Source organism: Streptomyces sp. NPDC019890 (assembly GCF_044903445.1).
Taxonomy (GTDB): domain Bacteria; phylum Actinomycetota; class Actinomycetes; order Streptomycetales; family Streptomycetaceae; genus Streptomyces.
In genome coordinates this window covers 890,097-901,819 of sequence record NZ_JBJDQK010000002.1, presented here as the reverse complement: position 1 = coordinate 901,819, position 11,723 = coordinate 890,097, and the positions used below count along the sequence as shown (strand labels likewise).

General features: G+C 69.6%; 9 protein-coding genes and 1 rRNA gene. 5 read left to right on the top strand and 5 right to left on the bottom strand.

Features of this window, described 5'->3' with window-relative positions; translation table 11 throughout:
* Nucleotides 1-154: 154 nt before the first annotated feature.
* Nucleotides 155-271 (top strand): 5S ribosomal RNA (gene rrf / locus ACI2LP_RS08390).
* Between the two features lie 122 nt (nucleotides 272-393).
* Here rrf and ACI2LP_RS08385 read toward each other — a convergent pair.
* The 5 genes from ACI2LP_RS08385 to ACI2LP_RS08365 are packed head-to-tail and all read right to left on the bottom strand — an operon-like array spanning nucleotide 394 to nucleotide 5,806.
* On the bottom strand, nucleotides 394-1,704 hold the full coding sequence (locus ACI2LP_RS08385; protein WP_404723731.1) for a DUF58 domain-containing protein: 1,311 nt from the start codon (nucleotides 1,702-1,704) through the stop codon (nucleotides 394-396).
* An 11-nt stretch (nucleotides 1,705-1,715) separates the two neighbouring features.
* On the bottom strand, nucleotides 1,716-2,699 hold the full coding sequence (locus ACI2LP_RS08380) for an AAA family ATPase (RefSeq protein WP_404723730.1): 984 nt from the start codon (nucleotides 2,697-2,699) through the stop codon (nucleotides 1,716-1,718).
* Complete coding sequence (locus ACI2LP_RS08375) at nucleotides 2,696-3,889, bottom strand: DUF4350 domain-containing protein (RefSeq protein WP_404723729.1); 1,194 nt, start codon at nucleotides 3,887-3,889, stop codon at nucleotides 2,696-2,698. Before ACI2LP_RS08375 ends, ACI2LP_RS08380 begins: the two co-directional genes overlap by 4 nt.
* Nucleotides 3,886-4,575: a DUF4129 domain-containing protein gene (locus ACI2LP_RS08370; protein WP_404723728.1), complete on the bottom strand. Its 690-nt coding sequence runs from the start codon at nucleotides 4,573-4,575 to the stop codon at nucleotides 3,886-3,888. Before ACI2LP_RS08370 ends, ACI2LP_RS08375 begins: the two co-directional genes overlap by 4 nt.
* Nucleotides 4,576-4,579: 4 nt before the next feature.
* A complete protein-coding gene (locus tag ACI2LP_RS08365) occupies nucleotides 4,580-5,806 on the bottom strand; it encodes a hypothetical protein (protein WP_404723727.1) in 1,227 nt (408 codons plus the stop codon).
* A gap of 182 nt (nucleotides 5,807-5,988) precedes the next feature.
* Between ACI2LP_RS08365 and mtnA the strand changes: the two genes are divergently transcribed.
* Genes mtnA through ACI2LP_RS08345 form a run of 4 tightly spaced genes read left to right on the top strand, consistent with a single transcriptional unit; the run spans nucleotide 5,989 to nucleotide 11,682 of the window.
* Nucleotides 5,989-7,134, top strand: coding sequence for an S-methyl-5-thioribose-1-phosphate isomerase (gene mtnA / locus ACI2LP_RS08360; RefSeq protein WP_404723726.1), 1,146 nt, complete (start codon nucleotides 5,989-5,991; stop codon nucleotides 7,132-7,134).
* Nucleotides 7,135-7,138: 4 nt separating this feature from the next.
* Nucleotides 7,139-7,828, top strand: coding sequence for a two-component system response regulator MtrA (mtrA, locus tag ACI2LP_RS08355; protein ID WP_351232597.1), 690 nt, complete (start codon nucleotides 7,139-7,141; stop codon nucleotides 7,826-7,828).
* A gap of 1 nt (nucleotide 7,829) precedes the next feature.
* Complete coding sequence (gene mtrB, locus ACI2LP_RS08350; protein ID WP_404723725.1) at nucleotides 7,830-9,845, top strand: MtrAB system histidine kinase MtrB; 2,016 nt, start codon at nucleotides 7,830-7,832, stop codon at nucleotides 9,843-9,845.
* Entirely contained in the window at nucleotides 9,835-11,682 is a 1,848-nt protein-coding gene (locus ACI2LP_RS08345) for an LpqB family beta-propeller domain-containing protein (protein ID WP_404723724.1), read from the top strand. The genes mtrB and ACI2LP_RS08345 overlap by 11 nt, the downstream gene beginning before the upstream one ends.
* The last annotated feature ends 41 nt before the right edge of the window (nucleotides 11,683-11,723 follow it).

Genomic DNA, 11,723 nt, shown 5'->3' with positions numbered 1-11,723 from the left:
GGTTGATAGGCCAGATGTGGAAGCCCTGTAAGGGGTGGAGCTGACTGGTACTAATAGGCCGAGGGCTTGTCCTCAGTTGCTCGCGTCCACTGTGTATGTTCTGAAGTAACGAACTCGCCTTTTGGCCGGCTTGAGTTCAATATTTTCATAGAGTTTCGGTGGTCATTGCGTTAGGGAAACGCCCGGTTACATTCCGAACCCGGAAGCTAAGCCTTTCAGCGCCGATGGTACTGCAGGGGGGACCCTGTGGGAGAGTAGGACGCCGCCGAACAATTATTGTGGGGAAGCCCCGCACCTTCTGGTGCGGGGCTTTTCTGCGTTCCGGGGCCAAACAGCCAGGCCCTCATGCGTCGGCCGCGCGGCATCCAATCCGAAATCCAATACCCGGCCCTCTCAGAGGCGACCGGCAGCCTTCAGCGCGAGGTACGCATCCGCGAGGGCAGGCGCGAGGTTGTCCGGGGTGGCGTCGACGACGGTGACGCCATGCCGTTGAAGCTGTTCTGCCGTTCGGCGGCGCTGGGCTTGGGCCTGGGCGCCCGCCGCCGCGTCGTACACCGCCTCGATAGTGCCGCGGGACGTGGACATCTGCTGGATGTGAGGGTCTGCCACCGAAGCCACGAGCACGGTGTGCCGTTGTGTGAGCTGCGGGAGGACAGGCAGTAGTCCCTCTTCGATGGGCGCGGCGTCGAGGCTGGTGAGCAGCACGATCAGGGAACGGCGGGGGGCGCTGGTGAGCGCGGTGGCGCTGAGGCCGCGGGCGTCGGTTTCGACGAGTTCGGGTTCCAGCGGAGCGAGCGCGTTGACCAGCGCGGGCAGCAGGTCACCGCCGGAGCGGCCCTGGACCTGGGCGCGGATGCGGCGGTCATAGGCGAGGAGGTCCACACGGTCGCCTGCACGTGAGGCCAGTGCTGTGAGGAGCAGCGCGGCGTCCATGGCCGCGTCGAGGCGAGGGACATCTCCGACGCGGCCCGCCGAGGTGCGGCCGGTGTCGAGTACGACGAGGATGTGGCGGTCGCGTTCGGGTCGCCAGGTACGTACGGCGACTGTGGTCTGGCGGGCGGTGGCTCGCCAGTCGATGGAACGGGTGTCGTCGCCGGGGACGTAGTCGCGAAGGCTGTCGAATTCGGTGCCCTGGCCGCGGATCAGGACGCTGGTACGGCCGTCGAGCTCGCGCAGCCTGGCCAGTCTGGAGGGCAGATGCTTACGACTGGTGAAGGGCGGCAGGACGCGAACGGTCCAGGGGACTCTGTGGTTGCCCTGGCGGGCAGCGAGGCCGAGTGGGCCGTACGAGCGGACGGTGACCCGTTCTGCGTGGCGGTCGCCGCGGCGCGTGGGGCGCAGGACGGTGGTGAGCCGACGGCGTTCACCGGCGGGAACGGTCAGCTTGTGGCGGCATGCCGCCTGTTCGGTGCCGGTGTGCCAGCTGCTCGGGGGCCAGGCGTCGCGCAGGTGGGCGCGCAGACGGCGGCTGGAGGGGTTGGTGACGGTCAGTTGGACTTCGGCACTGTCACCCAGTCGAACTGATGTGTCACCGCTTCGGGTGAATCGGAGCGTTCGCACTGGCGCGGCGAGGACGTAGTCGCACAAGATTGCCAGTGAGAGAGGCGCATTGACAGCGAGCATCCCGGTCCAGCTCGGAGCCAGGATGCCCACGGGGAGAGAGCCGAGAGCGGCGAGGAGTGCGGTTCGTCCGGTGAGGGCCATGGGGCAGTTCCTCAGCGGGGGACTGGCACGTGGGTGAGGATCGCGGTGATGACGGAGTCGGGGGTGACTCCTTCCATCTCCGCTTCGGGCCGGAGCTGGATCCGGTGGCGCAGGGTGGGCAGGGCCAGGGCCTTCACATCGTCGGGGATGACGTAGTCGCGGCCGGTGAGCCAGGCCCACGCTCGAGCGGTGGAGAGCAGGGCTGTTGCGCCTCGGGGGGACACACCGAGGGTGAGTGAGGGGGATTCACGCGTGGCACGGCAGATATCGACGACGTAGCCTGCGATTTCGGCGGAGATCGAGGTCTTGGCGACGGCGGCACGAGCCGCTTCCAGGTCGGCCGGTCCGGCGACGGGGCGCACGCCCGCAGCCTGCAGGTCGCGGGGATTGAAGCCTTCGGCATGCCGGGTCAGGACGCTGATCTCGTCCTCGCGGCTGGGCAACGGGACCGTCAGCTTGAGGAGGAAGCGATCCAGTTGGGCTTCCGGCAGGGGGTAAGTGCCTTCGTACTCAACCGGGTTCTGGGTTGCGGCGACCAGGAACGGTTCGGGCAGCAGGCGAGGTGTGCCGTCGACCGTGACCTGGCGCTCCTCCATCGCCTCCAGGAGCGATGACTGGGTCTTGGGCGGCGTGCGGTTGATCTCGTCCGCGAGAAGCAAGTTGGTGAAGACAGGGCCGGGTTGGAACGAAAACTCGGCGGTGCGTGCGTCGTAGACGAGCGAGCCGGTGACATCGCTCGGCATGAGATCGGGGGTGAACTGGACACGCTTGGTGTCGAGTTCGAGGGAGGCCGCGAGGGTGCGAACCAGGAGTGTCTTGGCGACGCCCGGCACTCCTTCGAGGAGGACGTGGCCACGGCAGAGCAGGGCCACGACGAGCCCGGTGACAGCGGGGTCCTGGCCGACCACGGCCTTGGCGATCTCGGTGCGCAGGGCCTCCAGGGAGGTCCGGGCGCGGTCCGAGTTCTCAGCCGTCTCGGGGGTCGGGGCGGTCATGAAGTGCGTACCTCTCTTTCGAGGGCGTCGAGTTGGTCAGCCAGGCGGATGAGAGCAGTGTCGTCGGCGGGTGCCGGGCCGAAGAGCAGATTCTTGAGGTCCCGGTCGTTATGGGGGAGGTGGGCCGAGACGGCCGGGAGCAGGGCCTCGGGGGCGTGGGCGTCGGCAGGTGGGACGCCGAGCAGCGCGGCAAGGCGGGTGCGGGTGGCCGAGCGCATGGTCGCAGCCGCACGGTCCCGGGCGTTCACCTTGCGATAGAGGCGGGCGCGGCCCTCGGTGGACTCGGATGCGCGGATGGCCACGGGAAGCCGTTCGGTGACCAGGGGGCCCAGTCGGCGGGCGCGCCAAATGGCGGCCAGGACGGCGGCGATGGCGAGCTGGAGTGTCCCCCAGAGCCAGCCTGCCGGGACAAGGTCGAGGAACGAGCTGTCGCCGTCGGTGCCGTCTCGTGCGGCGGAGGTATCGCTGAGTGAAGGGAGGTACCAGACCAGATGGGTGCGCGAACCGAGGAGTTGGAGGGCGAGGGAGGCGTTGCCGTGCTTGTCCAGGCGTTCGTTGTAGAGGATGTCGGGCGAACCGAGCAGGACGGTGTCCCCGTTGCCGGGGTCGTCGATCCTCAGAAGGGTGGGCAGGCCGTTGCTCGGGTAGCAACTGTCGGCGCCGGGCTTCTCGGTGGAGTACCGCTCACCGCCGAGTTCGGCACTGCCGGCTCGCTGCGCCGCGGGGAGGGAGCACTGGGGGTCGCGTGCCGCGACCCGGGCCGGGACTTCGCTGCGGACGCCGGGGGCCAGTGTGCCGAGCGAGGTGCTGTCGGCGGAGAGGAGGACCGTGCGTCCGCCGGAGTTGGCCGTCGCGGTGCGGAGAGCCTGTTGCTGGCGTTCCGTCAGCAGGCCGGGAGTGGTAACGAGAAGGGTGACATCGGGGCCCGTCGCCGTGGCGGCATCGTCGAGAGTGGTGACCACGTGGGTGGAGACACCACGGTCCTTGAGGAGTTCGGCGACGGCGCGGCTGCCGTAGCGGTCGGCGGAGCGGGGGTCGAGGCGGCCGTGCTGGTCCCCGGAGCGCAGCGCGGCCATGGCGATCCCGGCTGCTACGAGGATGATGAGCGTGAGCAGCAGGCCACGGGTGCGGGTCCACACCTGGCGACTGGTGGGATCCATCGAAGTGGCGCTGACGGTGGTCCCGGTCATTGCCCTGCTCCTTGGGCCGCGTCGCTCAGTTGGGGCTTGGCGCGCTCCAGTTCCAGGTCGAGATCCCGCAGACGCAGATATGCCTGCCGGTCGGCGGTGCGGCCGCCGTATGTGACGTCGTCGAACTCCCTGGCGGAGGCCCGCAGTCCGTCGGCGTGGCCCGGCAGGGAGCGGCCGGCTTCGGCGGCTGCCTCGTCGGCGGTGCGGCCGGGCCGCGGGTCGAGAAGGGCCCGCTCCTCCAGAGCGCGGACGATGGCGCGCATGCGTTCTTGGACGGCCTGGTTCCAGCGTCCGGCGGCGGCGTGGTCCTCGGCGGCGGCGCGGTGTTCGGATGCGCTGCGCGGGCTGTCGTCGAAGAGGGAGTCCGCGGAGCCAGGAGTGCGCCGCGGTGTGCCGAGACGCCACCAGAGGGCGGCGACCAGGCCAATGACCAGCAGGACGATGACGACGAGGCCGAGTGGGCCACCGGGGGCGGCCCCGGATGCGGAGTCGAAGAGGCCGCCGACCCAGTCCCAGAAGCGGTCGAGCGCGCGCTGGAGCAGGCTCGGGTCGTTCTCGTGGTACATCGGCTTGGACAGCTCCCGCTCCGCCGCCTCCCGGGCGGGGATGCGGGGAGTGTCCACCGGTACGTCGTCGCTCGTGCGGATCGGCAGCCGCACCGTCATCACGCCCCCCGTGGTGGACACCGCATCAGCTCCTGGCGGAGCTGTCGCCCGGCCGCCCGGAGCCGTAGCCGGGGACTCCCGCGGCCCGCGCGAGTTCCAGGTCGAGGGCCTCGCGGCGGATGCGCTGGTCGATGTAGAGGAGGACGGTCACCCCGGCGGAGATGGGGTACGTGATGGACGATGCGATGACCGAGCCGATACCCGTGATGATCAGGAACGGCCAGCCGAAGTCGGGGTTGTTTCCGGAGAACAGGTCGCTGAATGCGCTGCCGTCCACCGCGAACGCGATCAGGCTGAACGGCACCGCGATGATCATCGCCACCAGCAGGGTCAGCAGCAGCGTCAGCGCCACGATGCCGAAGGTCCGCCACCAGGCGCCCTGGACCAGTTTGGCGGAGCGGCGCAGGGAGGCGATGACACCCTGGCGCTCCAGCATCAGGGCGGGAGAGGCGAGGGCGAACCGGATCATCAGCCAGAGGATGACGACGCAGGCCACGAGGCCCAGGATCACGGACAGCGCGATTCCGGCACCGGTGCCCAGCAGCAGGCCGGGCAGAATCGCAACGGTCATGATGGCTGCGCTCATGATGGGCAACAGCACGGTCAGGCCCAGCAGTTGGGGCAGCCGGGGCCGTGCCTCGTGCCAGGCGTCGGAGAGCGTTACCGGGCGGCCCAGTACCGAGCGGCTGATCACCACCGTGAGAAGGGCCGTCGTGAAGAGTGTGGCGATCATGGTGATGATCAGGGACGGGCCCATGGCGAGCAGGCTGGACTGAAGCGAGTCCACGGACTGCCGCAGCGCCTCCGAGGGGGTCGCGTCCGGGTCGACCTCGGGCGGGTCGGGCAGCAGGTAGCGCTCGACGAGGATGTTGCAGATCTGGGAGATCACCGAGACGGTGATCGTGACGCCCAGCACCGTGCGCCAGTGGGCGCGCAGCGTCGACACCGCGCCGTCGAGGATCTCCCCGACGCCCAGCGGCCGGAGCGGGATGACGCCGGGCTTGGCGGCCGGTGGCCGACCCCAGTTGCTGTTCGGCTGACCGCCGCCCCAGCCGGGGGCGGGAGGTGGCGCAGGCGGGCGGTTCGCACCGTGGGCGGTCGGCGGGGACCACTGTCCTGGGGGCGGCTGCTCCTTGGACCACTTCGAGGCGGGGCCGGTCCCGTCGGCGGGCTCGGTGGGCCGGGGCACACCTGCGTCCTGCCCGTCGGAGGGAGCAGATCCGGGCGAGGCCCAGCCCGGAGTGTCATTCACGGTCGTCCACCTCAAGGATTGATCGCGGGGCCGGCTCGGCGAACCAGCACGTTCACGGTGCCTGTCCCCTTGGCGGGGCGGCAGGTTGGCAGCCATCGTGCCACGCGTGGCTTGCTGGTGGGCGGGGGCCTCTATCTCCTTCGCACCTTCATTGTCGGTCGCTCACCGGGCAGACTGGGCGGATGGCTGATCAGTTCGTACAAAACCCGGTCGGGATCGAGCCTCCCGCGCTTCCGGCACTGCGCTGGGACGAGCCGCCGGAAGGGCCCGTGCTGGTGCTGCTCGACCAGACCCGGCTGCCCGCCGAGGAGGTCGAACTGGTCTGCACAGATGTGCCTGCCCTGGTGCGGGCGATCCAGACACTCGCCGTGCGCGGGGCGCCGCTGCTGGGCATCGCCGGCGCCTACGGGGTGGCTCTCGCTGCCGAGCGGGGTTACGACGTGGACGAGGCGGTGGCGCTGCTGGAGGGGGCGCGGCCCACCGCGGTGAACCTGGGGTACGGGGTGCGGCGGGCGGCTGCCGCCTACCGGGCGTCGGTGAGCAAGGGCGAGAACGCGGAGCAGGCGGCACAGGCGGCGCTCGCCGCGGCCAAGGCACTGCACCGGGAGGACGCCGAGGCCAGCGTCCGGATGGCCGAGCAGGGCCTGGCGCTGCTCGACGAACTGCTGCCGGGCGGCGGGCACCGGATTCTCACCCACTGCAACACCGGCGCGCTGGTCTCCGGCGGGGAGGGCACCGCGTTCGCCGTCGCGCTCATGGCGCACCGCGCGGGCCGGCTGCGGCGGCTGTGGGTGGACGAGACGAGGCCCTTGCTGCAAGGTGCGAGGCTGACCGCATATGAGGCGGCGCGGAGCGGAATGCCGTACACATTGCTCACGGACAATGCTGCGGGATCGCTCTTCGCGGCGGGAGAGGTGGATGCGGTACTGATCGGGGCCGACCGGATCGCCGCCGACGGCTCGGTGGCGAACAAGGTGGGGAGCTACCCGCTCGCGGTGCTGGCGAAGTACCACCGTGTGCCGTTCATCGTGGTCGCGCCGACGACGACGATGGACCTGAGCACGCCGAACGGGGCGTCGATAGAGGTGGAGCAACGGCCTGGACAGGAGGTCACAGAGGTCTCCGCGCCGCATACTGCGGTGGCTGGAGGAGTGAGTGGAGGGCTGCAGGTTGCGCCGTTGGGCACGCAGGCGTACAACCCGGCTTTTGATGTCACACCCCCGGATCTGGTGACGGCGATCGTCACCGAGCAGGGAGCGTTGTCCCCGGTCAGCGGGGGTGGAATAGCGGAGCTGTGTGCCAGGTCACGCCAGGTAACGATTAGCTAATGGGATGATGTCGAATATGAAGGGACGAGTCCTTGTCGTCGACGACGACACCGCACTGGCCGAGATGCTCGGGATTGTGCTGCGTGGTGAAGGTTTCGAGCCGTCGTTCGTAGCGGACGGTGACAAGGCACTTGCCGCTTTCCGTGAGGCCAAGCCGGATCTTGTACTGCTGGATCTCATGCTGCCCGGACGGGACGGCATCGAGGTGTGCCGGCTGATCAGGGCCGAGTCCGGCGTGCCCATCGTGATGCTCACGGCCAAGAGCGACACCGTGGATGTGGTGGTCGGCCTGGAGTCCGGGGCCGATGACTACATCGTCAAACCGTTCAAGCCGAAGGAGCTGGTCGCCCGGATCCGGGCGCGGCTGAGGAGGTCGGAGGAGCCTGCGCCGGAGCAGCTGGCGATCGGGGACCTGGTCATTGATGTGGCCGGTCACTCTGTGAAGCGGGACGGGCAGTCGATCGCCCTGACCCCGCTCGAGTTCGACCTGCTGGTCGCGCTCGCCCGCAAGCCCTGGCAGGTGTTCACCCGCGAGGTGCTGCTCGAGCAGGTGTGGGGCTACCGCCACGCCGCGGACACCAGGCTGGTCAATGTGCATGTACAGCGGTTGCGGTCCAAGGTCGAGAAGGACCCGGAGCGCCCGGAGATCGTGGTGACCGTCCGTGGTGTCGGGTACAAGGCCGGGCCGAGCTGACATGCCCCGAAGCAGCGTTGCTCCGAAGCCCGGAGAACCGGGAGTCCGTACGGGGCGGGCTGCCGGACCGGGTCATGACCACTCGCGATTCGGCCGTCTGGGCGGACGGCAGCTCCAGGACAGTGCGCCGGGGGGCCCGATTCTGCGGCTGGTCGTGCGCTGGGTGCGCCGTCCGCTGCTGCCGGCGATCCGGCTGTGGCGGCGGAACATCCAGCTCAGGGTGGTCGCGACCACCCTGCTGATGTCGCTCGGCGTGGTGCTGCTGCTCGGGCTTGTCGTCATCGGGCAGGTGCGCAACGGGCTGCTCGACGCCAAGGGCAGGGCCGCCCAGAGCCAGGCCGCCGGTGGCTTCGCCGTGGCCCGGGAGAAGGCGAACGCGCCCACCCGGCCCGGCGGCCAGGACGGTGCCGGCACGGACGGCAGGACGGCCAGGAGCTCCTGGCGGTCCGATCTGGTGGAGCAGCTCGCCAGCGGTGGCCAGGGTGCCTTCAATGTGGTGGCGCTGAGCGCCGACTCCGAGGACGCGGGCTCCAGCCGCGGCCCCCGGACCTCGGGGAGCGTGGACTTCGCGAGCATCCCCGAGGACCTGCGGGAAGCGGTCGACAAGGGGACCGGGACGTACGAGACGTACATCCGGATCAAGTACACCAACGACGAGCACGAACCGGAGCCCGGGCTGGTCGTCGGTACGCGGCTGAACGACATCGAGGGCAATCCCTACGAGCTGTACTACCTCTTCCCGCTGGCTCAGGAGGAGCAGTCGCTCAGCCTGGTCAGGGGGACCCTCGCCACGGCCGGGCTGTTCGTGGTCGTCCTGCTGGGAGCCATTGCCTGGCTTGTGGTGCGGCAGATCGTCACGCCCGTACGAATGGCCGCGGGGATCGCCGAGCGGCTCTCCGCGGGCCGCCTCCAGGAGCGGATGAAGGTCACCGGCGAGGACGACATCGCGAGGCTTGGCGAGGCCTTCAACAAGATGGCGCAGAACCTCCAGCTCAAGATCCAGCAGCTGGAGGAGCTCTCCCGCATGCAGCGGCGCTTCGTCTCGGACGTCTCGCACGAGCTGCGTACGCCGCTGACGACCGTACGGATGGCCGCCGATGTCATTCATGAGGCGCGTATCGACTTCGATCCGGTGACGGCGCGTTCCGCCGAGCTCCTCGGGGATCAGCTCGACCGCTTCGAGTCGCTGCTCTCCGATCTGCTCGAGATCAGTCGCTTCGACGCGGGTGCGGCAGCGCTGGAAGCCGAGCCGATAGATCTGCGCGAGGTCGTACGCCGGGTGATCGGCGGTGCCGAGCCGCTGGCCGAGCGCAAGGGCAGCCGGATACGGGTGATCGGCGACGAGCAGCCGGTCGTGGCTGAGGCCGACGCCCGGCGCGTGGAGCGCGTGCTGCGCAACCTGGTCGTCAACGCCGTCGAGCACGGCGAGGGCCGGGACGTGGTGGTGCGGATGGCAGCGGCCGGTGGGGCCGTCGCGGTCGCCGTGCGCGACTACGGGGTGGGGCTGAAGCCGGGCGAAGCGACCCGGGTCTTCAACCGCTTCTGGCGGGCCGACCCGGCGCGCGCCCGTACCACCGGCGGCACCGGCCTCGGTCTGTCGATCGCGGTCGAGGACGCCCGGCTGCACGGAGGCTGGCTGCAGGCATGGGGCGAGCCCGGTGGGGGTTCGCAGTTCCGGCTGACCCTGCCGCGTACGGCGGACGAGCCGCTGCGCGGGTCGCCGATACCGCTGGAGCCGGAGGACTCGCGGCAGAACCGGGAGCGCGCCCAGTCCGTGATTCCGCAGGCGAACGGGCACCGGCTGGCGTCCGTACCCGCTCAGCCGGTGACGGACCGCTCGCGGCTGCCTGTTCCGCCGGCTGTTCCGGTGCCGCCCCGCAAGGTCCCGACGGGTGTGAACCCGGCGGCGCTGCCGGGCAGTGGCGCCCGGGTGGTGGCGCGTCCGGCGGGGGAGCGGCACGACGAATCGGCACAGCAGGTTTCTTCGGACCGGGAGGACACGACTCGTGGGCGCTGACCCCCGTCGCGGCGGACGCCGAGGCGCGCTCACCGCATTCGCGCTGCTCGGCTGCACCGGTGTGCTGGCAGGGTGTGCGTCGATGCCCGACAGCGGTGACATCCATGCCGTGAAGGCGTCCCAGCGCGCGGACACCCAGGTGCGGGTGTATGCGGTGCCACCGCGCAAGGGAGCGACGCCCAGCGAGATTGTCACGGGCTTCCTGGAGGCGATGACCAGCGACGATTCCAATTTCGCCACCGCCCGCACGTATCTGACGCCGGAGACATCGCAGAAGTGGCGGCCGGAGGCGAGCACCACCGTGCTGTCGGCTGCGCCGGACCCGGGACAGGCCAGCCTCGGCGGCAGAGACAACCCGGGGATGGACTATCAGCTGGTCGGCAAGCAGATCGCCACGGTGGACTCCCAGCACGCCTATCAGCCGGTGACGCCCACCGAGTTCCACCGGACGATCCATCTGTCGCAGCAGAGCGGCCCGGACGGCAAGGAGTGGCGTATCGACAACCTGCAGCCGGGGCTGGTGCTCGGCGCGTCCGACTTCCAGCGCAACTACCTCTCGGTCAACAAGTACTACTTCGCGTCCGGGCGGAACGTCCTGGTGGCCGACCCGGTCTACATACGGCAGCGCCTCGATCCGGTGACGCGGATGGATCCCGTGACCCAGTCGGTCAAGGCACTGCTCGACGGGCCGACGAACTGGCTGAAGCCCGTGGTCGAGTCGCCTCTCCCGACCGGTACGGCGCTGAAGGAGGGCACCAAGTCGCTGACGTTCGACGACCGGAACGGGCTGAAGGTGCCGCTCAATGAGAAAGCGTCGAATGTGGGCCGCCCGCAGTGCACGAAGATGGCGGCACAGATCCTGTTCACCCTGAGGGAGCTGTCTTCCACCCGGGTCGAGCAGGTGGAGCTGCAGCGCGCGAACGGCTCGCAGCTGTGTGTCCTCAACAGCGGCCAGGCCGAGGGTTACGCGCAGGATCATGTCTCGGGCAGGCCGATCAACCAGTACTTCGTCGACAGCAAGAACCGGCTGGCGCTGCTGGCGGGCGGCTCGAAGGACATAGGCGTGCCGGAGAACGTGCTGGGGCCGTTCGGAAGCGGCGGGCTGCCGATCAGCGTGGTCGGTGTGGCCCGTGACGAGCGCACCGCGGCGGCGGTCTCGAAGGACTACAGCCACTTGTACGTGTCGTCCATCATCGCGGACGGCGAGCTGGGCGGCGCGGTGCTGCAGAGCAGGGGCAACATCCCTGCCAACCGCCTTTCGGCGCCGAGCTGGGACGGCCGGGGCGATCTGTGGGTCGCCGACCGCGACCCGAACCATCCCGCGCTGCTGCGACTGGTGGGCGGCACGGGCAGACCGCAGATCGTCAAGATCGTTCCGGGCCTGGACGGCGAGCGGATCGAGGCGCTCAAGGTCTCGGCGGACGGTGTACGGATCGCGCTGCTGCTGACCAAGGACGGGAAGACCACGCTGAAGATCGGACGCGTGGAGCGCCGGGGGCCGAAGGACAACCAGGTGGTGTCCGTCGCGGAGCTGCGGCCCGCGGCACCGCAGATGGAGACGGTGACTGCCGTTTCCTGGGCGGGCCCCAGCAGGCTTGTGGTGGTCGGCAAGGAGTCCGGCGGGGTCCAGCAGGTGCGCTATATGCAGACGGACGGCTCGACTTCGGACACGAACGTTCTGCCCGGCCTGAATCGCGTCTCGGCGGTCGCGGCGTCGGACGACGAGACCCGCCCGCTGGTGGCGTACTCGGAGGAGGACGGCATCGTGCGGCTGCCGGCCGGTGCCAACTGGCAGACAATGGTCAAGAACGGCTCGGCGCCGGTCTACCCGGGGTAGTCCGGCAGCCGTCTCGCACAGTTATCCACAGGGGTGGCACG

Coding starts and splice junctions, on each gene's coding strand:
- ACI2LP_RS08380 (WP_404723730.1), bottom strand. CDS start 2,699: ATGACCGCCCCGACCCCCGAGACGGCTGAGAACTCGGACCGCGCCCGG.
- mtrA (WP_351232597.1), top strand. CDS start 7,139: ATGATGTCGAATATGAAGGGACGAGTCCTTGTCGTCGACGACGACACC.
- mtrB (WP_404723725.1), top strand. CDS start 7,830: ATGCCCCGAAGCAGCGTTGCTCCGAAGCCCGGAGAACCGGGAGTCCGT.
- mtnA (WP_404723726.1), top strand. CDS start 5,989: ATGGCTGATCAGTTCGTACAAAACCCGGTCGGGATCGAGCCTCCCGCG.
- ACI2LP_RS08375 (WP_404723729.1), bottom strand. CDS start 3,889: ATGACCGGGACCACCGTCAGCGCCACTTCGATGGATCCCACCAGTCGC.
- ACI2LP_RS08385 (WP_404723731.1), bottom strand. CDS start 1,704: ATGGCCCTCACCGGACGAACCGCACTCCTCGCCGCTCTCGGCTCTCTC.